The 21,556-nt window shown below is 60.4% G+C and carries 23 protein-coding genes and 1 pseudogene; 14 read left to right on the forward strand and 10 right to left on the reverse strand.

Annotated features, from left to right (window positions below):
* Positions 1-3: 3 nt before the first annotated feature.
* Positions 4-1,128: a serine/threonine protein kinase gene (locus tag JQ575_RS39535; protein WP_212038586.1), complete on the forward strand. Its 1,125-nt coding sequence runs from the start codon at positions 4-6 to the stop codon at positions 1,126-1,128.
* Here JQ575_RS39535 and JQ575_RS39540 read toward each other — a convergent pair.
* The 5 genes from JQ575_RS39540 to yajC form a co-directional block, all read right to left on the reverse strand.
* A complete protein-coding gene (locus tag JQ575_RS39540; RefSeq protein ID WP_212038587.1) occupies positions 1,125-1,988 on the reverse strand; it encodes a phytoene/squalene synthase family protein in 864 nt (287 codons plus the stop codon). The two genes, JQ575_RS39535 and JQ575_RS39540, sit on opposite strands and share 4 nt — an antisense overlap.
* A complete protein-coding gene (locus JQ575_RS39545) occupies positions 1,985-2,368 on the reverse strand; it encodes an Mth938-like domain-containing protein (RefSeq protein ID WP_212038588.1) in 384 nt (127 codons plus the stop codon). Before JQ575_RS39545 ends, JQ575_RS39540 begins: the two co-directional genes overlap by 4 nt.
* Positions 2,369-2,370: 2 nt before the next feature.
* A complete protein-coding gene (gene secF / locus JQ575_RS39550; protein WP_212038589.1) occupies positions 2,371-3,372 on the reverse strand; it encodes a protein translocase subunit SecF in 1,002 nt (333 codons plus the stop codon).
* A 122-nt stretch (positions 3,373-3,494) separates the two neighbouring features.
* Entirely contained in the window at positions 3,495-5,099 is a 1,605-nt protein-coding gene (gene secD, locus JQ575_RS39555; RefSeq protein WP_212038590.1) for a protein translocase subunit SecD, read from the reverse strand.
* A gap of 39 nt (positions 5,100-5,138) precedes the next feature.
* The gene (gene yajC, locus JQ575_RS39560) at positions 5,139-5,504 is read right to left on the reverse strand and encodes a preprotein translocase subunit YajC (protein ID WP_211996710.1); all 366 of its coding nucleotides are present in this window, start codon (positions 5,502-5,504) and stop codon (positions 5,139-5,141) included.
* Positions 5,505-5,682: 178 nt separating this feature from the next.
* On the opposite strand from yajC, the gene JQ575_RS39565 reads away from it, so the two are divergent.
* The gene (locus JQ575_RS39565) at positions 5,683-6,654 is read left to right on the forward strand and encodes an ATP-binding protein (protein WP_212038591.1); all 972 of its coding nucleotides are present in this window, start codon (positions 5,683-5,685) and stop codon (positions 6,652-6,654) included.
* A gap of 160 nt (positions 6,655-6,814) precedes the next feature.
* Here the strand turns inward: JQ575_RS39565 and JQ575_RS39570 are convergent, their stop codons facing one another.
* Positions 6,815-8,197: a peptidoglycan DD-metalloendopeptidase family protein gene (locus JQ575_RS39570; protein WP_212038592.1), complete on the reverse strand. Its 1,383-nt coding sequence runs from the start codon at positions 8,195-8,197 to the stop codon at positions 6,815-6,817.
* Positions 8,198-8,306: 109 nt separating this feature from the next.
* The gene (locus JQ575_RS39575) at positions 8,307-8,951 is read right to left on the reverse strand and encodes a protein-L-isoaspartate(D-aspartate) O-methyltransferase (protein ID WP_409364876.1); all 645 of its coding nucleotides are present in this window, start codon (positions 8,949-8,951) and stop codon (positions 8,307-8,309) included.
* A 257-nt stretch (positions 8,952-9,208) separates the two neighbouring features.
* On the opposite strand from JQ575_RS39575, the gene JQ575_RS39580 reads away from it, so the two are divergent.
* A complete protein-coding gene (locus JQ575_RS39580; protein ID WP_212038593.1) occupies positions 9,209-9,586 on the forward strand; it encodes a response regulator in 378 nt (125 codons plus the stop codon).
* A gap of 82 nt (positions 9,587-9,668) precedes the next feature.
* Positions 9,669-9,959 (forward strand): annotated as a pseudogene (locus JQ575_RS39585) (GIY-YIG nuclease family protein).
* Positions 9,960-10,022: 63 nt separating this feature from the next.
* On the opposite strand, the gene surE reads toward JQ575_RS39585, so the two are convergent.
* The gene (surE, locus tag JQ575_RS39590; RefSeq protein WP_212038594.1) at positions 10,023-10,790 is read right to left on the reverse strand and encodes a 5'/3'-nucleotidase SurE; all 768 of its coding nucleotides are present in this window, start codon (positions 10,788-10,790) and stop codon (positions 10,023-10,025) included.
* A gap of 94 nt (positions 10,791-10,884) precedes the next feature.
* A complete protein-coding gene (locus JQ575_RS39595; protein WP_212038595.1) occupies positions 10,885-11,406 on the reverse strand; it encodes a hypothetical protein in 522 nt (173 codons plus the stop codon).
* A 209-nt stretch (positions 11,407-11,615) separates the two neighbouring features.
* Here JQ575_RS39595 and JQ575_RS39600 point away from each other — a divergent pair, with 209 nt between their 5' ends.
* The 8 genes from JQ575_RS39600 (at position 11,616) to JQ575_RS39635 (ending at position 18,806) form a co-directional block, all read left to right on the forward strand.
* Complete coding sequence (locus JQ575_RS39600) at positions 11,616-12,884, forward strand: site-specific integrase (RefSeq protein ID WP_212038596.1); 1,269 nt, start codon at positions 11,616-11,618, stop codon at positions 12,882-12,884.
* Positions 12,885-13,047: 163 nt separating this feature from the next.
* Positions 13,048-13,269 (forward strand): hypothetical protein, encoded by a 222-nt coding sequence (locus JQ575_RS39605; RefSeq protein WP_249167205.1) that lies wholly within the window; start codon positions 13,048-13,050, stop codon positions 13,267-13,269.
* A 5-nt stretch (positions 13,270-13,274) separates the two neighbouring features.
* Complete coding sequence (locus JQ575_RS39610; protein ID WP_212038597.1) at positions 13,275-14,585, forward strand: DEAD/DEAH box helicase; 1,311 nt, start codon at positions 13,275-13,277, stop codon at positions 14,583-14,585.
* Positions 14,586-15,428: 843 nt separating this feature from the next.
* Positions 15,429-15,806 carry a hypothetical protein gene (locus JQ575_RS39615; RefSeq protein WP_212038598.1) on the forward strand — a complete coding sequence of 126 codons (378 nt, stop codon included), beginning with the start codon at positions 15,429-15,431 and terminating at the stop codon, positions 15,804-15,806.
* On the forward strand, positions 15,803-17,296 hold the full coding sequence (locus JQ575_RS39620; protein WP_212038599.1) for a hypothetical protein: 1,494 nt from the start codon (positions 15,803-15,805) through the stop codon (positions 17,294-17,296). Before JQ575_RS39615 ends, JQ575_RS39620 begins: the two co-directional genes overlap by 4 nt.
* Before the next feature lie 4 nt (positions 17,297-17,300).
* Positions 17,301-18,125 carry a hypothetical protein gene (locus JQ575_RS39625; protein WP_212038600.1) on the forward strand — a complete coding sequence of 275 codons (825 nt, stop codon included), beginning with the start codon at positions 17,301-17,303 and terminating at the stop codon, positions 18,123-18,125.
* Between the two features lie 12 nt (positions 18,126-18,137).
* Positions 18,138-18,353: a hypothetical protein gene (locus JQ575_RS39630; RefSeq protein WP_212038601.1), complete on the forward strand. Its 216-nt coding sequence runs from the start codon at positions 18,138-18,140 to the stop codon at positions 18,351-18,353.
* 6 nt (positions 18,354-18,359) lie between these two features.
* Positions 18,360-18,806: a hypothetical protein gene (locus tag JQ575_RS39635; protein WP_212038602.1), complete on the forward strand. Its 447-nt coding sequence runs from the start codon at positions 18,360-18,362 to the stop codon at positions 18,804-18,806.
* A gap of 30 nt (positions 18,807-18,836) precedes the next feature.
* On the opposite strand, the gene JQ575_RS39640 is transcribed toward JQ575_RS39635, so the two are convergent.
* Positions 18,837-19,706: an SDR family oxidoreductase gene (locus tag JQ575_RS39640; RefSeq protein ID WP_212038603.1), complete on the reverse strand. Its 870-nt coding sequence runs from the start codon at positions 19,704-19,706 to the stop codon at positions 18,837-18,839.
* A 92-nt stretch (positions 19,707-19,798) separates the two neighbouring features.
* On the opposite strand from JQ575_RS39640, the gene JQ575_RS39645 reads away from it, so the two are divergent.
* The gene (locus tag JQ575_RS39645; RefSeq protein ID WP_212038604.1) at positions 19,799-20,086 is read left to right on the forward strand and encodes a DUF1330 domain-containing protein; all 288 of its coding nucleotides are present in this window, start codon (positions 19,799-19,801) and stop codon (positions 20,084-20,086) included.
* A gap of 193 nt (positions 20,087-20,279) precedes the next feature.
* Positions 20,280-21,449: a Na+/H+ antiporter NhaA gene (nhaA, locus tag JQ575_RS39650; RefSeq protein WP_212038605.1), complete on the forward strand. Its 1,170-nt coding sequence runs from the start codon at positions 20,280-20,282 to the stop codon at positions 21,447-21,449.
* Positions 21,450-21,556: the final 107 nt, after the last annotated feature.

Below are 21,556 nucleotides of genomic sequence, written 5' to 3' on the forward strand. Positions count from 1 at the left end.
ATCATGGCTTTGCCAAAGGATGACGCCGCGATTCTGTCGGCACGATGGACCGAAGGCGTACTGCTGAAGCGCGACGTGTTTTCGACCGTCGAGCGCGGGCGCTTCAAAAGCGACGCCGGCGAGGTCGATGCGGTGCTGCGCCGGCTCGATCAGGTGCCGGTATGGTCTTATCTTCTCGCCCGCCATTTGTTCGCCCGCGAGCGCCGCGCGCTGGCGCTGGCGCGCGACCTGAATGTCGGCCCGAAGCTGCTCTGGGCCGGCCGGCAGGCGCTGGTGCGCGGCTTCATCGATGGCGTCGCGCTGCAAATGGCAAAGCCCCATGGCGATATCGGCTATTTCCGCTCGGCCAAGCTGGCGCTCCGAAAGCTGCATCGCGCCGGCATCTGCCATAACGATCTTGCCAAGGAGCAGAACTGGCTGCGCGGCAGCGACGGCCAGGCCTATCTCACCGATTTCCAGCTGGCCGCCTGCTTCAAGAGCCGCAGCCGGCTGTTTCGCATCGCGGCCTACGAGGATCTGCGGCACCTCCTGAAACACAAGCGCAGCTACGCGCCGGCGGCGCTGACGCCGATGGAACGCAAGATCCTGGCGCGCAAGTCCGTCGTCGCCAGCGTCTGGCTCATGACCGGCAAGAAGGTCTATCAGGCCATCACCCGCGGCCTGTTCAATTTCACCGATCGCGAAGGCGGCGGCCGTCGCCTGGTCAATGACGCGCCCGTGCTGATCGAGATGATCCGGAAGAACCCCGACGTGCGCGACACGGCTATCGTCGCCTTTGCTGACCGCCGCACCGGCGTCGGGCTCTATGCATTCGTCGAGGCGGATCAGGTTGCGCTGGAAAAGCAGTTGCGCAGCGAGCTTTCCTCCGCCAAGGGCGTTAAGCCACCGGAGCATATCCAGGTCGTGCACGCATTGCCGCGCGATGCCGCCGGCAAGCCGCGCACCGAAATCCTTCAGCTCGTCGCGATGAACCAGCTCGACCTGATCGAGCCGATGATGAAGAACGACACCGACCGGGCGTTCCTGAAGGACATTCTGGAGAGCCGCAAGAATCTGCGGGACCGGTTTAATTTCGAGGCGGCGGATATGGATTCGCCGTCGGGTGCATCCCCGCGCGCAAACTCCTAACCGCCGAATTCCGCCGACCGCGACGCGCGCCACAGCGTCCAAAGCGTCCGCAAGCGCGACGGCGGCCGAGGTGCGAACGGATCGGAATCGGCCCGCGACATTCGCTTCAGGTCGCGGCGGACCAGCGCCAGCGGCAGGAATACCGGCCTCACTTCCGGCGGCACGCCGGCGAGCAGTTCGAAGGCGGTGTTCAGATGCTGCCCCGCCTCGCCGATCAGTTGGTCGATCGCCGCACGCGCCTGCGGCGTCTGCTTGCCCGAAAACACTTCTTCCATGCCGCTGCCGTGTTGCTGCAGCAATTGCAGGGGCACGAACAGCTGGCGCCGCGCCGCATCCCACGGCAACTTCTCGATCACCTGCACCAGGCCCTGGGCGAAGCCGGCGTGGCGTGCGAGGTGATCGACCGCTTCCGAGGGCCGTGACACGATGAGCCCGGCCAGCGAAAACAGCGCCGACGACGTATCGTTGATGTAGCCTTCGAGTGCCGCCATCGACGGCATCGGGTCGTTGTAGAGATCGAACTGGTGTTCGTCGATCAGGCGGGACAGCGGATCGACCGGCAGGCGGTAGTCGCGGATCACCTGCATCAGTTCGGCCGCGACCGGATTGCCTTCGATGCCACCATGGCCGGCGCCGGCCAGCATGTCGGTCCACCATTGCAGCCGCATCTCGCCGGGCAGCGGCTGGCTGACCTGCTCGCGTACCCGTGAAATCTCCACGTTGAAGGCGTAGATCGCGAGCAGCGCGCGGCGCTGGGCCGCCGGCTTGAACAGCGTCGATGCGTAGCGGACGAAATCATGGGTCCGCACCAGATCGGCGCAGAAGCCGGCGGAATCCTTAGATGCCTCGCTTGCGCTCATGGCACCGCGATCAACGCCGCGGCAACGCGCCGGCGCTCACCCATCATGATGTTGTAGGTCCGGATTGCCGGCCCGGTCTGCATCGGGTCCAGCACCACCCGCACCGCGCGCAGCGCCTCGCGCAAATGTTTGGGCGGTATCCAGACGTCGGTGCCGGTGCCGACGACGAGCGTATCGATCGCATTGGCTGATTTGAAGACGCGCGCCAGCGAGTACTCGTCGATTTCATCGGGCTTGGTAACGTCCCACGCCCAGATCCCGTCCGGCAGGCACAACAGCGAGCCGCGATGCGACATGTCGGCGAACGCAAAACCACCCTTGCCGTAGGCCTCGATCGGCGCCGACCTCGGAAAATGCGGTACGTCCGAGGTATCAGTCATGCTTACTTCTTTTTGGGCGTATCCGGCGCGTCGCGGTGCTCGCCGACGCCGAGATAGATCAGGATCGGCGCCGCGATGAAGATCGAGGTGTAGGTGCCGACCAGCACGACGCCGAACATCATGACCGCCGTGAAGCTGTGGATCGCGTGGCCGCCGAACAAAAGCAGCGCCAGCAACGCCAGCGTCACCGTGACGTGGGTGATGATCGAGCGCGACAGTGTCGAATTGATGGATTCGTTGAGCAGTTGCGGCATCGGCATTTTCTTGTAACGCCGCAGCATTTCCCTGATGCGGTCATAGATCACGACCGTGTCGTTCAGGGAGTAGCCGAGAATCGTCAAGAGCGCCGCGATACTGGTGAGGTCGAAATCGACCTGCGTGAGCGACATGAAGCCGATCGTCAGCACGATATCGTGGACGTTGGCGATCATGGCGCCGAGCGCGAACTGCCATTCGAACCGGAACCAGAGATAGATCAGGATCGCGAAGATCGCGAGCATCAGGCCGAGCATGCCGTAAGCCAGCAATTCGCCGGAAACGCGAGGCCCCACCACCTCGACGCGGCGATACTCCACACTGTCGCCGAGGGCGGTGCGGACCTTCGTCACCGCATCCTGTTGCGCCTTGTCGCCGCCAGGCTGCTCGGCAACCCGGATCAGGACGTCGGCCGGACCACCGAACTGCTGAAGCTGCACCTCGCCGAGGCCGAGATTGCTCAAGGTCGCACGCATCGTGGCGATGTCGGCGGAGCCCGACTTGGACTGCACCTCCAGCAGCGTTCCGCCCTTGAAGTCGATGCCGAAATTCAGGCCGTGTGTGAAGAACAGGATGATCGCCACGATCGAAAGCGCCGCAGAGATCGGAAAGCTGATGCGGCGAAAGCGCGTGAAATCGAAATGCGTATCGTCAGGCACGATGCGCAGCGGCGGCAGCAGATCGAATATGGCGACCACGGTCAGCACGGCAATCAGAATGCCCAGCCCGATGAGGACGTATTGTGTCAAAGCTGGCTCCGCATTGTCAGCGCGAACATGATCCAGCGCAGCTGGATCATGTTCGTCGCTCTATTTCTGTTTAGAAGCATGATGTGCTCCGAAAACCGGTGTCCACTTTTCGGGATCATGCTTCAGATTGGCACGGTCTTCGGCCGCTTCCATCGTACCCAGCCGGCGACGATGAGGCTGGTCAGGGTAAACGCGGTGAACACGGTGGTGATGATGCCGATGCCGAGTGTCACGGCGAAGCCGCGCACCGGCCCGGTGCCGATATAGAACAGCACCGCGGCGGCGATGAAGGTCGTGATGTTGGAATCGAGAATGGTCGATAGCGCGCGCCTGAAGCCGGCGTCGATCGCCGAAATCGCGGTGCGGCCACCGCGCAACTCTTCGCGGATGCGCTCGTAGATCAAGACGTTGGAGTCGACCGCGATGCCGACCGTGAGCACGATGCCGGCGATACCCGGCAATGTCAGCGTGGCGTTCAGCAGCGACAGGATGCCGAAGATCATGGCGACGTTGATCGCGACCGCGATATTGGCGAACACGCCAAACAGCCGATACGTCACCAGCATGAACACGATGACCAGGATCGAGCCGACATAGGCCGCAAGCTCGCCCTTCTCGATCGAATCCTGACCGAGGCCCGGACCGACGGTGCGTTCCTCGATGATGGTCAGCGGTGCCGGCAGCGCGCCGGCGCGGAGCAGAATCGCCAGATCGTTGGCGGCCTGCACGGTAAAGTTACCGGATATCTGGCCGGAGCCACCGGTGATCGGTTCCTGGATGACCGGCGCCGAGATCACCTTGCCGTCCAGCACGATCGCGAACGGCTCCTTGACGTGTTCTGTCGTTGCGGCCGCGAACTTCCGTGATCCGGAGCTGTTGAACTTGAATGAAACGATCGGCTGGTTGGTGCGCTGGTCGAAGCCCGGCTGGGCGTCGATCAGGTCGCCGCCCGAGACCAGCACCTGCTTCTTGATCACATAGGGTTGCGGATATTGTGGGTCGGCACTGGGCAGCAACTCCGAGTCCGGCGGCACGCTCCCCCGTTGCGCCTGGTCCGGCGGCACCGTGAGATCGACCATCCGGAATTCCATCTTGGCGGTCTTGCCAAGAATGTCCTTCAGTCGCGTCGGATCTTGCAGGCCCGGCACCTGCACCAGGATACGGTCGATTCCCTGACGCTGGATCAAGGGTTCCACCGTTCCGAGTTCGTTGACGCGGCGCTCGACGATCTGGATCGATTGTTCGACCGACTGGCGGATGCGCTCAGTGACCGCGGCCGGAGGGACGGTCAGCCGAATCACACCACCACCACCGTCAGCAACCTCAAGGCCACGCTGGCCGCTCGACCCCAGCAAGCCGCCAAGCGGTTGCGACAGTTCGCGCAGTTTGGTCAGCGCGGTCGGCACATCGGTGTCTTTGGTGATGCGCACTTCGACGACATCGGCACGGGCACTGAGGCCGGTATACTGGATCTTGGCCTCGCGCAGCACACGGCGTACGTCGTCGCGCACCTGGTCGAGCTTTTCCTTCTTGACGTAGTTGGAGTCGACTTCCAGCAGCAGCGACGAGCCGCCCTGCAAATCGAGGCCGAGCACGATGTGCCGCTGCGCCCATTTCGGCCAGGTCTTTACCTTGGCCTCGGGGAAGAAGTTCGGAACGGCGCACAGGCACACCACCAGCGCGGTCAGAATGATCGCCAGCGTCTTCCACCGCGTGAAATACAACATCGAGTTGACCCGTCAGATCAGGAGTATGCAGAGCGCAAATCAGCTCGCGGACGTCTCGTCCTTGGCGGTTTCGGCCTTTTCCTTGGCCGGCTCGCCCTTGGCGCGGACGCCCGAGATCATCTGCCGCATCTGGCGCACGCGTACCCCGTCGGAAATCTCGAACTCGATCTGGTCGTCGTCGACAACCTTGGTCACCTTGCCGACCAGGCCGCCGGAGGTCACGACGGTGTCGCCGCGCCGGATGTTTTTCACCAGTTCGGCGTGGTCCTTTATCTTCTTCTGCTGCGGACGCAGAATCAGGAAGTACATGATGACGAAGATCAGCGCGAACGGCAGCAGCGACATCAACATGCTGTTGGCATCGCCACCGGCTGCGGCCTGGGCGTACGCAGGAGTAATCAGCATTCGAACAATCCTCGTGAGACGGGAAACGACCGGCGACGCAAGCGTCTGGCCGGTCCGGGCAAATTCGCGCGGACTATAGCGGCGGCCGTCCCAATTGCAACGCTGCCAGCCCCCTCATTTAGGGCGCTTGCGGGAGCTTCCAAGGCCCGTTAAGGCTGCGCCGTCAGGAACAGGGAAAATGTCGAAAAAACCCAATAAAACAGCGGCTCGCGCCACCTCCAAAGCAGGCCGGCGGAAGCCCGCAAAAACCGCGACAAAACGTCCGGCAGCCCCCTCCAAAGACGTCACCGCCAAGCGCATCGCAGACGCGCTGGAGGCCATCGCGAACCACCTTTCCGCGGCCTCCCCGGCAACCTCGGGACCTGAGTCGTTCGGGGCTGCGGACGCCTTCGTCTGGCACCCGGACGGGCGGCTGGCGCCTGTGCCGCACGTCAGCCGGGTCGACCTCGGGTTGCTCAAGGGCATCGACCGGATGCGCGACATCCTGATCGAGAATACCGAGCGGTTTGCCGACGGCCTGCCCGCCAACAACGCGCTGCTGTGGGGCGCGCGCGGCATGGGCAAGTCGTCGCTGGTCAAGGCCGCGCATGCCGACATCAACCTCAAGCGCAAGCCGGCCGACAAACTCAAGCTGATCGAGATCCATCGCGAGGACATCGAGAGCCTGCCGGGCCTGATGGACCGCGTGCGCAGCTCTTCGTTCCGCTTCATCGTGTTCTGCGACGACCTCTCCTTCGACGGCAACGACGCCTCCTACAAATCGCTGAAAGCGGTGCTCGAAGGCGGAATCGAGGGGCGCCCGGACAACGTCATCCTCTACGCCACCTCGAACCGCCGGCATCTTCTGGCGCGCGAGATGATCGAGAACGAGCGCTCGACCGCGATCAATCCCGGCGAAGCGGTCGAGGAAAAAGTCTCGCTGTCGGACCGCTTCGGTCTGTGGCTCGGCTTCCATCGCTGCAGCCAGGACGAATACCTGGCGATGGTTCGCGGCTATTGCGGCCATTACGGCATCCAGCTTGCCGATGATGAACTGGAACGCGAAGCGCTGGAATGGTCGACGACACGCGGTTCACGCTCGGGACGCGTCGCCTGGCAGTTCACGCAGGAACTGGCCGGAAGGCTAGGTGTGCGGCTGGCGGGGAAGTAGTTCGCGCCCGGACTTGCGTCAAATTCCGGCGTCCTACGCGGGCTTGACCCGCGTATCCATCGCTCTTCGCAAGAACGCTTTCTTCAGGGATGGATTGCCGGGAGCGCAGACAAGTTTACGCAGTCTGCGCCAGGCAGACTGCTTTGCCCGGCAATGACAATCAAGCCCCGTTCAGGAATTGAAGCGGGTCAACCGGTGAAGATCCTTTGCGGATCTCGAAGTGGAGTTGCGGCGACCCCACCTCACCCGATTGGCCCGACTTGGCAATAATCTGGCCGCGCTTGATCGTGTCGCCGCGCTTCACCATCAGCTCACTCGCATGGGCATATGCGGTGACGTAACCGTTGGAGTGCCGAACCAGAATGAGATTGCCGTAACCCTTCAATTCATTGCCCGAGTAAGCGACGACGCCGTCTTCGGCAGCCTTCACCGGGGTGCCTTCCGGCACCGCCAGATTGATGCCGTCATTGGCCTTGCCGTTGGTCTTGGCGCCGTAGGTCGTGATGACCTTGCCGCGTACCGGCCAGCGGAAGGTCGGCAGCGCGCCGGTGGCTTCGCTGGACTTGACCGCCGGCGCTTCGGCCGCCGGTTTTTCCTCGACATTGACGGTCGACTGCGCCAGGCGCGCACTTTGCGGCTGTGCAGCGGGTGTACCTGGCTTGGGGGCAGGCGCTGCGACTGCGGCGACCTGCTGCACCGGTGCAACAGGCTGCGCCGCTGGAGCGGCGGCGGTCTTGGCGCCGGGCACGTTCAGCTTCATGCCGAGGCTGAGTTTGGCCGATGTGTCGAGGTTGTTGGCCTTGGCGAGATCCGCCACCGGGAGGTTGTTGCGGCGCGCAATGCTCATCAACGTGTCGCCGCGATTGACGACGTGCACGCTCGACGGCCCTGCCACGGCTGCGACCGGCTTGCTGGCCGGCGGCGCTACTGCCGGCGCGGGCGCAGCGGCAACGGTCTGGCGCGGGATGATCAGTTGCTGGCCGGGCGACAGCGCGCGCGGTCCCTTGTAACCATTGGCCTGCAGGATCGCGGCTGGCGAAACGTTGTAGCGCTTGGCCAGGATATCGAGCGTGTCGCTGGTACCGACGATGATCGTGGTGCCGCCATGCGCGGGCGCAGCGGCAACCGAGCGCGGTGCAACGGTGGCGGTGGTCTCGAGCTTTGGTTGGCCCGGCGGGGTATAGGACGAAAGCCCGCGGCCTCCGCCCGACACACCGTTGCCTGCGGCCTGATACGATCGCGGCGCTGTCACCACCGGCGGCGGTGGCGGCAGGGCCGACGACTGATATTGCGACTGATACTGTGGAGCCTGGGCTTGCGGCCGCGCATATTGCGGCAGTTCGCGACGCTCGACCTCGGGCGCCGGCGCCTGCTGCACCGTACCGGTCGTGTCCGGCTGATAGTTGAAGGGGTTTGACAGAGTGTTTTGCGAGAAGCGCGTCGACATATCGGCGCTGCAGCCGGCAAAGCCAAACGACATCAGCGTCAGCACCGCCACCTGCGGTACGCGACGCGAGCGAAGCAACTCGACGACACGGGACATGGTTACTCACTCATACGCAACTAAATACTCTTTTGAGTAAACACGTACCGAGTAAATAACCGCTTAACCCTTCAAATAAGATGTTGGCGGGAACCGCCAATCCGTGATTTTACAGTTCGCGGGCAATCCCCGGCAGCGCCGGCACGAAGCGCACGTCGACCAGCGCCTTGCGGTCGAACCTTGCGTCAGTCCTCGTGACGCGCAGCAGAGTCTGAACACCCTGGTGGGGTCCGACCGGTGCGATCAGGATGCCGCCGGGCTCGAGCCGCGCCAGCAACTTCTCCGGGATTTGCTCCATCGCCGCGGTCACGATGATGCGGTCGAAATCCCCGGCACCTGGCGGGATATCGAAGCCGTCGCCAAGCAGGACCTCGATATTGTCGTAGCCCAGCTTTTCCAGCCGGGTGCGCGCGCTGTCGGCCAGCGTCCGGTACCGCTCCATGGTCAGGACGTGCTTGCAAAGCCGAGACAGGATCGCGGCCTGGTAACCGGAGCCGGTGCCGATCTCGAGCACCTTGTGTTGCTTTTGCAGCTGCAATTGCTCGGTCATGTAGGCGACCACGAAGGGCTGGCTGATGGTTTGCCCGCAGGCGATGCCGAGCGCGCTGTCGCGATAGGCATGGCCGCGATCGGCCGAGGTCACGAACATCTCGCGCGGCACCTCTTCCATGGTGCGCAGGATGGTCTGGTCGCTGATCCCGCGCCGCCGCAGGGTCAGCTGGAACATCATCTTTTCGGGCGGTTTTTGCGACATTAGCGACTCAAGGGTCACGGCTTGGCCATTCATCTAGTGCTTCGGCAGGGATTGGATGCAATAGCCACCAGAGCTTTAAGGAAGAATTTCCTCAAAATTGGGTTCCGATCGCGGAACCACGGTCCGGAAGCAGCGTTAAAGGCCGGAAAATCGGGCTCTTGAAGGGTGGGCCACAGGCCTTGGCCTATCCCATCTTGTCGTTGCGCCGATTGGTGTTATTTGCGAACCTTGAGCTCGGGAAGGGCAAGGATTCCATCATGATGGCGACGCGGCCGCAGGGCTGTTCAGTGTTTCTCGTCGAAGACGAGGTCATGATCCGGATGATGGTTGCCGACATGCTCGAAGAGCTCGGCTACAGCGTCGCCGCCGAGGCCGGCGAAATCGGCGAAGCCGTCAAGCTCGCCCAATCCACCGAGTTCGATCTCGCCATCCTCGACGTCAACGTCAACGGCAAGGTGATCACGCCGGTGGCCGAACTGATCAAGGCGCGCAACCGGCCCTTCATTTTCGCGACCGGCTACGGCTCCTCGGGCCTGCCCGAGGAATATCGCGATCGCCCGGCCCTGCAAAAACCGTTTCAGCTGGAAACGCTGGCGCAGATGATCAACAGCGCGCTGAAGAGCGCTGCGGCTTAGCTTCTTCGAAGCCGAGTTGACAGCTGATCAATCGACGTCATCCTGAGGTGCGAGCACTTGCGAGCCTCGAAGGACGACGGCGATGGGTGTGTACGTCTATATGCTTCGTTGCGCCGACGGATCTTATTATGTGGGGAGCGCAACCGGAGACGATCTCGGCCCTCGTGTCGATCAGCACAACGCAGGGGCATAGACGAGGCGGCCGGTCGTTCTTGTCTGGTCCGAGTATTTCGACCGGATAACTGATGGGATTGCGGCAGAGCGCCAGATCAAGGGCGGGAGTCGTGCTAAGAAAGAGGCGTTGCTGAGTTCTGATTGGACGAAGCTCGGCGAGTTGTCTCGCCGGCGCGGTGGACAGCCGAGACCGAGCTAACCAATCATCCTTCGAGGCTCGCTGCGCTCGCACCTCAGGATGACGCCGGTGTGTATAGCTCGATCACTTCAACGTCGTCGTCAGCGCTTCCGAAAACGCTTCGTCGGTGCGGTCGAGCCGCAGCGGCGTCACCGAGACGTAGCGCGCGGCCAACGCAGCGAGATCGGTGCCTTCGGCCGGCGTGTCCAGCACCGCGGCGCGTTCGAAGCCAATCCAGAAATAGGGATTGCCGCGGCCGTCATGGCGCTCATCGACTTTCAGGAAGCCGAGGTTGCGCTTGCCCTGCCGCGTGACGCGGATGCCCTTGACCTCATCAGGCATGCAAGCCGGAAAATTGACGTTGATCACGGTGTTCTTGGGCACGCCGGCGTCGATCACCTTGCGCACGATATCCGGCCCGAATTTCACCGCCGTGTCCCACAGCGGCGCGTGGCGCGTGTCGATGGAAAATTCCTGGCTCAACGCGAATGACGGGATGCCGAGGATAGTTCCTTCCAGCGCGCCGGCGATGGTGCCGGAATAGACCACGTCCTCGGCGACGTTACGGCCCTTGTTGACGCCCGACAGCACGAGGTCCGGCAGCTTCTTACCAAGAATGTGGCGCGCGCCCATGATCACGCAATCGGTCGGCGTGCCGCGCACTGCAAAGTGTCGGGGGCCGACTTCGCGCAGCCGCAGCGGATCGTTCAGCGACAGCGAATGCGAGACGCCGGATTGATCGAGTTCGGGCGCAACGATCCAGACGTCGTCCGACAACGCGCGGGCGATCTCCTCGACGACCTTCAGACCGGGAGCGTGAATGCCGTCGTCATTGGTGCAGAGAATGCGCATCCGTCAAAATGCCATCTGGTTCGATCTCAGTGTGATCTCATTACCGGGTCGTATTATCTGGCTAGCCCCGCCGAGGCAAACCGGCAAAATGCCCTCACTCTTTCATTCGGACCCGCCAGGGGCGAATGAACTTGCCATGCCCCAGAAACCGCATCTGAAATTCTGCCCGCGCCGATTTTGCCGGCTCGATCATTTCAGGCGCTTGCGGGTGTAGTTCTGCAGGCGTCGTGATTTGCACGGGCGCCGGCGTTTTTCTAATCGGCTTGATCGATGTGATGACCGGAGCCGATACGATGGGCGGAGCCGAAGCAACGGGCGGCACCGGTTGAGCCTCCGGAACTGCCGCCAACGCAACCGGCTGCCCTGGGGTGGCCGCCGTCGGCGGCTGCGTCACGCCGCCCGGAGGAAACCGCTTGCGCGCCACCTCGAGGCCCTTGTCGAAATCCGCGACATTGAGCCATTCCTTGGCCCGCATGGTTTCGATCAGCGCCTCGTCCCACAACTGCGGTATCTCGATATCGAAGAAGCCCTTCAGCTTCTGGTCGATCAGCTGCATCCCGAGGCCGGTGACAGCCCATTGCCGGCCGATCCAATGGATGTCGCGATGCAGGGGCATTTTCGGCTTTGCTATTTGTCGTGCTCGATGACTTTGAGGCCGCCCATATAGGGCCTCTAGTTCGTCTCTGCGCGTCTACACACGTTCACAGAAACCCAATAACAGCAGGCATAACATCCATTCTTGATTTTATGCATCCATTGACGTTCACGTGCGCATATTGGACATTTGTTGGACTTTTTCAACTTGCCGCTCGGTGAGGATTGCTTATGGCACGAACAATTCGCGACGCGTCATTGGACACGAGAACCGCCCGCAGCCGTTTACAGCCGTCGGGGAAGCCATACTACCGATCGCTCGAACACGGTCTACACCTAGGTTACCGGAAACCTCGTAGCGGCCCCGGCAAGTGGGTCGCGCGTCATTACATCGGCAAGCAGAGCTACGAGGTCGAGGTGATCGCCGCGGCTGATGATTTTTCGGACGCCGACGGTATTGAGATTCTGGACTACCGGCAGGCCCAGCAGAAGGCACGTGAACGCCGGGAAGCGCGGGCACGTGCTAACAAGGGGAACAGCGGACGTCCCCTCACCGTCCGTGTCGCGATGCAAGAATACTCCGACTTCTTAGAGAGCAACCGCAAGTCGGCTGGCACGGCCCGCTATAGTCTTAACGCGTTCATTATACCGCTTCTCGGGGATTTCGAGGTCGAAGCCCTGACCACAGCCCAACTGCGAAGTTGGCATGGCGACCTTGCAAAGACACCTGCACGCCAGCGCACGAAGCAGGGAGCCCAACAAAATTACCGGAAAATGGACGAGGACTGGCAGCGCCGTCGGCGATCCACGGCTAACCGAATTTTGAGAATCCTAAAAGGAGGCCTTAATCGAGCGTGGCGCGACGGCAAAATCTCATCCGACGCCGCATGGCGGCGGGTAGAGCCATTTGAAGGGGTTGAGTCCGCCCGCGTGCGTTATCTCAGTATCTCCGAAGCGCAGCGATTGATTAACGCTGCAGATCACGATTTTCGCTCCCTCGTCGAAGGAGCCCTTCAAACCGGCGCGAGATACGGTGAACTCATTCGTTTCACCGTGAGCGACTTCAACAGGGATGCTGGCACGGTGGCCGTGCACGTGTCCAAGAGTGGCAAGCCGCGCCATATCATCCTTACCGAGGAAGGGATTGAGCTATTCCGCTCCCTCTGCGTTGGCCGAGCCGGCAATGATCCTATCTTCACGCGAGCAAACGGCACGGCTTGGATACGTTCAGCCCAAACAATTCCCATGAAAGAGGCCAGCGAGCACGCGAAGATTTCGCCCGCCATCAATTTTCACTGTCTGAGACATACGTGGGCCAGTCATGCCGTGATGAACGCCGTGCCGTTGATGGTCGTCGCCAAGAACCTTGGTCACGCCGACACGAAAATGGTCGAGCAGCACTACGGCCATCTAGCCCCGAGCTACGTCGCCGACGCGATTCGTGCCGGGGCTCCGAGATTCGGAGCGCCAAAACGACAGTCCTTCGTCGGCATAAAGTGAATTTATTCAATATCTTATATGAATAATATCAACAGACACTTGAACAGAATGGACTAACATCATCCATACGTATACATATGCGTCAGTTATCTCTTAGGGCCAACGGCCCGCCTTAGCGGAGAAAGGAGATGGAACGAGCTAGGGAGGGCTAAGGGAGGTGACGATGACTATTAAGATGAGGACTGACGTACATGCCAACGGAAAAAAGGCGTATGGCGTGGATGAATTCTGCAAGGTGCACGGAATTTCCCGTGCCTTTTTCTATAAGATTTTAAAAGCCGGACAGGGTCCTCGTCTTATGCACGTTGGCTCGCGTAGGCTCGTCAGCGACGAAGCCGCAGCGGAGTGGCGTCGTGCGATGGAAACTGAAGTTCCGACGTTGTAATTGACTTGCCTGAAAAGCAAAAACCAGCCGCTTTGGCGCAGCGGCTGGCTTCAAAATCTAGCGATCGTCACGGTTCGATAGATAGCGAAGGGCTCAGCCCGCGTAAACCCCATCCGAAAAATTATTCGACGGCCGCCAATGTGCGGCCTTCCGGTGTCGTTCTTCGTCCCTATCAGGCACTGGACATTGTCCGCATGCGCAAGTCCTACGGCGCTGGTGCCAGTCGCATCTGCTACCAGCTTCCGACCGGCGGCGGGAAAACGGTCGCCTTCGCCTTCGTGGTCGCGTCGGCCGTGAAGCGCGGCAAGCGGGTCCTCATCCTCGGTCACCGGCAGGAGATCGTCGACCAAATATCGGCGACGCTGACCGGGATGGGTGTGATTCATGGGATCATTTCACCCGACTATCCGCCAACAAAATTGCCGGTTCAAGTGGCGTCCGTGTTGACCATGGCACGACGGCTCGATCGGACAGCGCAGCCATTTGATTTATTGGTCATCGATGAGTGCCACCATGCGACCGCGGAAAGCTGGCGCACCATCTTGGCAGCATATCCCCAAGCAAAGGTGCTCGGCGTCACCGCCACGCCTATCCGGCTCGACGGTAAAGGTCTCGATGAAATCTTCGAGACCATGGTCGCCGGTCCCGACGTTGCAACGCTCACGCGCGGTAAATTCCTTGTTCCAGTAACGGTCTTCACGCCGCTGCACTTGCCCAACCTCTCGCAGTTGCGCACGCGCGCAGGCGACTTTGCTCTCGAACAACTATCCGCAAAAATGTCCGACCACGCGGTGATCGCCTCCGCCGTCGCAGACTACAAAGAGCGGTGCCCAGGCGTGCCAGCGGTCGTGTTCGGTGTCGATTGCGCGCATTCGGAGCTGATTGCACAAGCCTTTCGCGAGGCGGGTTTCAGAGCCGCTCACGTCGATGGTGAAACGAGCAAAGACAACCGCAAAAAGCTGATCGCGTCGCTCGGCACTGGTGAACTCGACGTCTTATCGAATTGCGGCTTGATCAGCGAAGGCGTTGACGTGCCCGCGATCGGCGCGGCAATCCTTTTGAGACCGACCCAGAGCCTCGCACTCTATCTGCAACAGGTTGGCCGCACGCTTCGGCCGGCTCCCGGGAAAGAGCGAGCTGTCATTCTGGACCACGCTGGCAACGTCCTGCGACACGGGTTGCCCGACGCGCCGCGGCGATGGACGTTGCGCCGCGCATCAAAATCGAAGAACAAGGCGCCCCACGATCTGAAACGGTGCAAGGCGTGCGGCGCGGTCAGCGCGCCCAGCCTGTTCTGCTCGGCGTGCGGCGCGTGACCGAACCTGCAAAAAACCAGCACAGTCAGTCCGACCCGCCCAAAAGGTGGAAACGTCGGTTCGTCGGCGAACATGAGACACCATCGGCGGTTCTGTCATGGCAAACGTCCCGTGAGAAGGCCAAGTGCTTGGACATTTGGCGTGTCGTAGTTGGAAAGCGTTTTTCCGAGAGCCCGCGGGTTTTGCGGATCGCATGGTCGCTGGAATGGTTGTTCACTAGAGAGGGCTACGCTTTCGCCACCGACGGCTACCTGAGCCGCAAGCTGATGATCCCGGTCAAGAAGATACAGTCGGGTCTGACGGAGCTGGAACGCGCCGGGGCCATCATCCGGGCGTCCGTTTACGTCAAAAACAAACCCCAGCGACGCATCTGGCCATCGTCGAAAATACTCGGGGACACCCCCCCCGCAATGGGGGGTATCCATACCCCCCACGATGGGTCATTTGATGCCCCCCACGATGGGGGGAGAGAATACTTATCAAGAGCATCCACCCGTCAATCTGGACGATTTAGCACCACTCAGACAGAGGCCCGAAAAGCGGCAGAAGTTCGCGAACGAGCAGCGGCGCGCCGTCAAACCGGCGCGCCTGACCGCGATTGAACGCCTCATTGAAAAAAGAACACGGGAGTCTCGACTCACGCTCAACCCGACAACACCCAGTTTATGAACATTGCCACCCGGACAGGGCGGAAGATGCACGCGTGGAGATAACGAAAGACAAGCTGTATTAACGGTTTTTCCGACTCGGACTGTTATTGTGTCCAACACATGTCGAATAACTGACGCCAATACCGAGCGTTGGTCGGCCTTAGCGACTTTTGACCAACGGTTAGATAATCGCATGACAGCTCCTGCCCTGCCCTTCCCAATCGTGCATCGGCGACCGCGCGCAACACGCGCGGCGCGTCGACAACGAGATTTGGTTGTTGGCCTGATCCGCGACCTTGGTCGCCAACCGAATTCAGCGGAGATGGCACTAATCGATCAGGCTGCCGCATTGATCCTTCAGAGGGAGAATTTGAGCGCGGCGACACTACGCGGCGAACCCTGCGACAGTCAGACCTTGCTTAGGCTTACCGGCGCGGTGACGCGAAGTCTCGCCAGTTTGCGTTCCAAGGGCGGCAAGCGCGTGGGTGCGGCGAGTTCGAGCCTTAACGAATATCTTGCACGCAAGGCTGCACACAAGACCGCAGGCGCGTCGGACGGTGGCCCGGCATGACAGCCCCCTCCTGCAGCATCGTCGAAGCCTGCGACGATCCAGAACTGTTCGGGCAATGGTTTCGGGACCGCTCGACTTGGGCGGGGTGGTTGGCCTTCATTGCGGCGCTATTCGGTCATCCGCTCACGCCGGATCAGACTGAACTCTACGCGAAGTGCACCGGCCGTCTGCGGCCACCGCTGGGACAGTTCAAGGAGGGTTGGTTGATTTGTGGCCGTCGTGCTGGCAAGTCGTTTGTTCTGGCATTGATTGCCGTTTTTCTAAGCTGCTTTAAGTCATATGCCGACTACTTAGGTCCGGGAGAGAGGGCAACTGTAGCAATCATTGCATCCGATCGTCAGCAAGCCAGAACCATTCTGCGATACGTGAAAGGTCTCATTGGCGGAACGCCAATGCTAAATGAGCTGCTAGCAGGTCATGAGCGCGCGGACGGATTAGATTTGACCAACTCAGTCACGATCGAAATCAGAACCGCCTCGTTCAAAACCTCTCGCGGTTACACCTTTGTGGCCGTGCTCTGCGACGAGGCAGCCTTCTGGCCGACCGATGACTCGGCCGAGCCTGACTTCGCGGTGCTGGACGCCCTGAGGCCGGGTATGGCAACCATCCCGGGCGCAATGTTGTTGGTCGCGTCATCGCCATACGGACGACGCGGGGCACTGTGGGACGCTTTCAAAAGCTACTTCGGAACCGACGATCCGGACGTGCTGGTGTGGAAGGCCGACACGCGCACAATGAACCCCACCGTTTCACAGGCCCTGATCGATCGGGCTATGGCGCGCGATCCGGCGAGCGCGGCCGCCGAATACGGCGCGGAATTTAGAAGCGATCTTGAGGCCTTTGTCAGTCGGGAAGTCGTCGAGGCCGCCATTGATCCGAGCGTCTATGAGCGCGCACCGATCGAGGGGATTAACTACGCGGCGTTTGTCGATCCGAGCGGCGGAGGCCACGACTCGATGACATTGGCAATCGCTCATTGTGAGGACCGAGTACTGATACTTGATGCTGTCCGCGAGCGGATTGCGCCATTTGCGCCTGAAGGCGTCGTGGGTGAATTTGCGGAACTTCTGAAGAGCTATGGCGTCAGCCAAGTTCGTGGCGACAGATATGCGGGAGAATGGCCGCGAGAGGCCTTTCAGCGTCACGGCGTTAGCTATTTGGCTGCAGAAAAGCCAAAATCGGACCTATATCGCGACGCGTTGCCGGAATTGAATAGCAGGAACGTCGCGCTGCTCGATCTGTCGAAACTGACGGAGCAGCTAGTGAGCCTAGAGCGACGAACGTCGCGCGGTGGCCGGGACATCATCGATCATCCACCATCCGGCAAGGACGACGTTGCGAATGCTGTATGTGGCGCATTGCTTTTGGTGAAACCTTCACTCGCTCGAAATATCGATCTAGGCGGTCTCATCAGCGTCGACGCTGGCGAATTTGCCGGGCAATTCCATACTATCTCGGTTGGCTGGGACCTACCGCATGGAGGTTGGTAACCACATGAAAGCATCAGCGCAAATTCTCAGCGAGCTTGAAGCAGTGCTTGGTCGAATTCGGCGGCTCCAAGCCGAAGCCGACACCAATCAGCCGCTTCGGTTCAATCGCCGTCTCAGCGATGCCGAGCAACGTGAAAACGAGCGCCGCCGCGATAAAGGCGATCGCATCGCGGCTGAGATAGTCATTGCGAACGCCGAGGCGGCACGCCTTCGCAAAGACTATCCGAAGGCACTCGAAAGCGAACGTGCGCCAAAGCAGCCCGGGCCGAACCCGGCGCTGCAGGCCCTCTACAAGCGGCGCGAGGATGGCCAGAGGCGATTGGAACACCTACGCATCGAACGCACTGGATATGCGTTAAAGGCTGCTGAAGGTGACGCCGAAGCTAAGAAATCGCTTTCAAAATGCTGCGAAGATCAGGCGCGCGTCGCGACTGAACTTGAGAATCTGGCTTTTGCAATCGGGGGGGCCGAAAAGCGCGACGCTGAGGAGTGCCGCGAATTCGCCGAGCGCGACGCCGACGAGAAGCACCGTGCCGGTCTTGCTTCTGCGGATGCGTTGATCGCATGGGCGGCAAAGTTCGACAACCTGCTCGGTTACGTCAGCGCGCACTACGCGAAGCTGCCCGATCTGCAGAAGGCGTTGGCAAAGTCTGGTGCTATCATCGACACCAATCGAACGAACATAATCTTCAGCGCGGCATCCCGCGATCGGGCTGCGAAAGCCGCTGGTCTCCACCGGTGTTTCAGCGCGGATGGAACGGTGACGGCAACCCCGCTTGCGGAAGCGTTCAAATCATCCCTCCGTTCTGCCGTTCGGCGGCCAACGTGAAAGGAAAAGACCATGAGCACTCAAACTGACGTCGACGACGCAATGATGTCTCTGAAAGCTGCAATTTCGGCCTACGTCGCAGTCAATGGCAACGGTTACAATTTGGCCATGTGGATCGTGAACCAAGTTCGTCAAAGCGATCCGTCAATAGCCCGCGCGCTGGACAGCGGCGTCACCAGGTTCGTCGCGGAAGCGCCGGATAGGCGCTCCTTCGCCACTATTGGGTGAGCAACGATGGCCAAGAAAATCATGCGCGCTTTCAAGATTGCGGAAATCTCCGCGGTAGATCGCCCTGCGCAAGCTGGGGCCCGAATGACGATCATAAAACATCACGGAGCTGATATGCCTCAATTCGGTAAAGCAGCGGAAGCCGAGTGGGATGCCGCCCTTTCCGCCTACGCAAAGCGCAACGGCCTCTCCGTAAGTGATGCTACGCTAGAATTTGCGAACACGATCGAAGCAAGAGCAATATACAAACGAGGGCGGCTCACGCCGCGCTTTGACGCAATGGCGAAAGCTGCTGCGATCGGCAACGTCTTGGCCGAGGAACTTGCGAAGGCGGCGTTTCCGGATTTGTCGCCAGTCGCTGCGATGAACGCTTGGTTACGGACAGAACCCGGGTGCACGTTCTATGCTGACGATGTCGCAGCAAGAACTGCTGCGCGGCGAGGCGTCGCTTAGAACGACATGACGTCAAGCCTCTGCGCGGGCCTAAGGCGAGTTCACGTCCACCCCTAGATTCTTCTGCGCGTCTGCGGCCCATTCACTGTCGCTCGCGGCACCCAGCTTTACCCATTCCTCGTCAGTTTTGCTCTTGCGCCACTGGATTAGTTTTGCTCCATCGTGCCCAGTCGGGTTCCTAAGTTTTGTACTTTTGCCATCGACGATTCCCTGAATGGTCTCGGCAACCTCGAACGGTGAACTGGGCGTTTTTAGTGAGGCAGTAAAGTAGGCAACCATTCGTCGAATGATTGGGAAGTAGGGGTTGGTGGGCGGCGGCATCGGCCTAGGAGAAGTTGTCATAGGGGTAGCGATCACACCGGGCTCGACCATGGCAACGCGGACGTTAAATGCACTCAGCTCCTGCGCCAGACACTCGCTGAGCCCCTCCAGAGCCCATTTCGAGGCAGCGTATGGTCCTTGCGGCGACATTCCAAATTGACCCGCTACTGACGTGATATTGACGATGCATCCGCTTCGCCTTTCACGCATCGAAGGCACCACTGCTTTGATGCATCGGATCGCGCCGAAGAAGTTTGTTTCCATTATTTGGCGGAAGATGCCAATCGGAACCAATTCAACAGGGCCACCGCCTGAAATCCCCGCGTTGTTGACCAACACATCGATGTGACCATTCTCTTTCAAGATGTTCTTAAAGGCCTCGTCGACGGAATCGTCGTTGTCGACGTCAAGCCGTACAATTCTTATTGAAAGCCTTTCCTTCGACGCAAGCTCCCGCAGTTCGTCACCACGATCTGGGTTTCGCATACCCGCGAATACCGTGTGACCACCGCGCGCCAAGGTGGCCGCTGTCGCGAACCCAATGCCGGTGCTTGTCCCAGTAATGACTACAATGCCCATCTGAAATCCTTCCTTGCGGGTTAATAGGGTGGCCCCGGAATAACAGCCTCGCTAGGATCAGGGGGAAAGCAACTACTTTCAAGAGGTTCGTTGTGCCTGCCTATCTTATTCTCCAAAACACGGTCAAAGACGAAGCACGGTATCAACAATATGCGCAAGCAGCGTGGCCGCTCATGGTCCGCCATGGCGCAAAACTTGTCGCCAGACGCGCAAAAGTGGAGATACTCGAAGGCCAACATGATCAACGGCCAGCTTCGATGTTCGAGTTTCCCGACATGGAGGCCATCCATGCATTCTGGAATGCGCCGGAGTACATTCCGATCAAGGAGCTGCGCGACGGTATTGCAACCCTAGACGTTTGGGCTTTCTCCGGCGTTTAAGGGACGCGGTTCGGCGTTCCCTGATCGACATCCGAATTCGTCCGTGGTCGAACCGGCGGACACCGGGCGTCGAGCCATGTCCGCTATCAGGGGTGAACCAGACAATTAGGGTGCATTGCGGAATCGACGCGAATGACCCAAAGCGGAAATTAGCCTCCCTCGACAATCAATGCATCCCTGCTAAACCCATCGTATGCACACTCGTCCGCAACACCGCCCGCGCTCCGTTTTACGTCGTCTAATTACAAGCGAGGCATCTGGCGGATTGGTGCTCATGCTCGTTGCAGCGGTCGCGTTGATCGTTGCGAACTCGCCAGCAGCACCGCTCTATTTTGGAGCACTCAAGACCAACGTTTTCGGCTTGTCGGTGCTGCACTGGATCAATGACGGGCTTATGGCGGCGTTCTTTTTGCTCGTTGGCTTGGAGATCAAGCGCGAGATGCTGGACGGTGAACTGTCCACCTGGCCGAAACGAGCACTACCCGGCATGGCTGCTCTGGGCGGCATGGCCGTGCCAGCGCTGATCTACGTGGCCTTCAACGCAAACACACCGCATACCTTACGCGGCTGGGCGATACCGTCTGCAACTGACATCGCTTTCGCTCTCGGCGTACTCTCGCTGCTGGGCCGCCGTGTGCCTGTCTCACTTAAGGTGTTCTTGACCGCTCTCGCGATCTTGGACGACTTAGGGGCCGTTTTGATCATCGCCGCATTTTACACCGCCGATTTGAACCTCGTAATGGTGGCGCTGGCCTGCGCTGTGATCCTTCTTCTCACGGGCCTCAACTGGGCGGGCGTCGATCGGCTCGGGCTCTACTTTGCGCTCGGTGCGGTGCTTTGGTTCCTTGTCCTCAAATCAGGGGTTCACGCGACCCTCGCGGGCGTAGCGCTCGCGGTACTGATACCGTTAAGGAAGCAAAGCACCGGTGACAGTGCATTGATACGACTTGAGCACACCCTCCAACCATGGGTCGCGTTCATCATCGTGCCAATCTTTGGCTTCGCAAATGCTGGCTTAGCCTATTCAGGAACGAGCTTGTCGACCCTGCTCGAACCGGTCCCGCTCGGAGTTGTATTGGGTCTATTCGTCGGAAAGCAAATCGGTGTGTCACTGTTCAGTTGGATCGCAATTCGGATCGGAGTCGCGGCGTTGCCTGCCAATGCGAGTTGGACCCAATTCTATGGCGTCGCGGTACTCTGCGGTATCGGCTTCACAATGAGTCTGTTCATAGGCTTGCTCGCCTTCCCGACCTCGCAAGAGTTGCAGGACGCCGTTAAGATCGGTGTGTTAGCTGGATCAATGGTATCGGCGGCCGTGGGAGCGGCGCTGCTGACGATACGGCCAGTCGGCGTGAGAGGGTAGACGTGAGAGGGTAGGCGTCGGCTTTTGGCAGATTTTGTTGCAAAAGTCAGTTGAGACAGGCCGCGAAGCGTGATTCCGTTGTGATGACGCGATTCTCGGTGAGGTCG

Source organism: Bradyrhizobium sp. JYMT SZCCT0428 (genome assembly GCF_018131075.1).
Lineage (GTDB): Bacteria > Pseudomonadota > Alphaproteobacteria > Rhizobiales > Xanthobacteraceae > Bradyrhizobium.

What these genes read in the sequence shown, in the direction of transcription:
- JQ575_RS39595 (WP_212038595.1), bottom strand. Translation starts at nt 11,406, where the DNA reads ATGCCCCTGCATCGCGACATCCATTGGATCGGCCGGCAATGGGCTGTC.
- surE (WP_212038594.1), bottom strand. Translation starts at nt 10,790, where the DNA reads ATGCGCATTCTCTGCACCAATGACGACGGCATTCACGCTCCCGGTCTG.
- JQ575_RS39615 (WP_212038598.1), top strand. Translation starts at nt 15,429, where the DNA reads ATGACAGCTCCTGCCCTGCCCTTCCCAATCGTGCATCGGCGACCGCGC.
- JQ575_RS39540 (WP_212038587.1), bottom strand. Translation starts at nt 1,988, where the DNA reads ATGAGCGCAAGCGAGGCATCTAAGGATTCCGCCGGCTTCTGCGCCGAT.
- JQ575_RS39535 (WP_212038586.1), top strand. Translation starts at nt 4, where the DNA reads ATGGCTTTGCCAAAGGATGACGCCGCGATTCTGTCGGCACGATGGACC.
- JQ575_RS39635 (WP_212038602.1), top strand. Translation starts at nt 18,360, where the DNA reads ATGGCCAAGAAAATCATGCGCGCTTTCAAGATTGCGGAAATCTCCGCG.
- JQ575_RS39570 (WP_212038592.1), bottom strand. Translation starts at nt 8,197, where the DNA reads ATGTCCCGTGTCGTCGAGTTGCTTCGCTCGCGTCGCGTACCGCAGGTG.
- JQ575_RS39640 (WP_212038603.1), bottom strand. Translation starts at nt 19,706, where the DNA reads ATGGGCATTGTAGTCATTACTGGGACAAGCACCGGCATTGGGTTCGCG.
- yajC (WP_211996710.1), bottom strand. Translation starts at nt 5,504, where the DNA reads ATGCTGATTACTCCTGCGTACGCCCAGGCCGCAGCCGGTGGCGATGCC.
- JQ575_RS39565 (WP_212038591.1), top strand. Translation starts at nt 5,683, where the DNA reads ATGTCGAAAAAACCCAATAAAACAGCGGCTCGCGCCACCTCCAAAGCA.
- JQ575_RS39630 (WP_212038601.1), top strand. Translation starts at nt 18,138, where the DNA reads ATGAGCACTCAAACTGACGTCGACGACGCAATGATGTCTCTGAAAGCT.
- secD (WP_212038590.1), bottom strand. Translation starts at nt 5,099, where the DNA reads ATGTTGTATTTCACGCGGTGGAAGACGCTGGCGATCATTCTGACCGCG.
- JQ575_RS39600 (WP_212038596.1), top strand. Translation starts at nt 11,616, where the DNA reads ATGGCACGAACAATTCGCGACGCGTCATTGGACACGAGAACCGCCCGC.
- JQ575_RS39605 (WP_249167205.1), top strand. Translation starts at nt 13,048, where the DNA reads ATGACTATTAAGATGAGGACTGACGTACATGCCAACGGAAAAAAGGCG.
- JQ575_RS39625 (WP_212038600.1), top strand. Translation starts at nt 17,301, where the DNA reads ATGAAAGCATCAGCGCAAATTCTCAGCGAGCTTGAAGCAGTGCTTGGT.
- JQ575_RS39620 (WP_212038599.1), top strand. Translation starts at nt 15,803, where the DNA reads ATGACAGCCCCCTCCTGCAGCATCGTCGAAGCCTGCGACGATCCAGAA.
- JQ575_RS39545 (WP_212038588.1), bottom strand. Translation starts at nt 2,368, where the DNA reads ATGACTGATACCTCGGACGTACCGCATTTTCCGAGGTCGGCGCCGATC.
- JQ575_RS39575 (WP_409364876.1), bottom strand. Translation starts at nt 8,951, where the DNA reads ATGTCGCAAAAACCGCCCGAAAAGATGATGTTCCAGCTGACCCTGCGG.
- JQ575_RS39580 (WP_212038593.1), top strand. Translation starts at nt 9,209, where the DNA reads ATGATGGCGACGCGGCCGCAGGGCTGTTCAGTGTTTCTCGTCGAAGAC.
- nhaA (WP_212038605.1), top strand. Translation starts at nt 20,280, where the DNA reads ATGCACACTCGTCCGCAACACCGCCCGCGCTCCGTTTTACGTCGTCTA.